Genomic DNA, 249 nt, shown 5'->3' with positions numbered 1-249 from the left:
CCCTTGTTGTCGCCGATCCGGATGATCCGCTCGGTCGGCACGCCGACTTCCTTCGCCCAGATGTCGTATGCCTCGTCGTCTTCCTGGTAGACGGTGACCCACAGTTTTTCCTTCGGCAGCTGGTAGACCGTGGTCAGCAGCTCCCACGCGAACTTGATCGCGTCGTGCTTGAAGTAGTCGCCGAACGAGAAGTTGCCGAGCATCTCGAAGAACGTGTGGTGGCGCGCCGTGTAGCCGACGTTCTCGAGG

General features: G+C 60.6%; 1 protein-coding gene. It reads right to left on the bottom strand.

Annotation, left to right across the window (positions count from 1 at the left end; genetic code table 11):
• On the bottom strand, positions 1 to 249 hold a 249-nt coding region (locus AC1RPJ_RS08280), incomplete at both ends, for an alanine--tRNA ligase-related protein (protein WP_481762930.1).

It is taken from the genome of Dellaglioa sp. CoH-57-MRSF-17, assembly GCF_056782015.1.
This window is presented reverse-complemented; position numbering and strand designations above follow the sequence as displayed.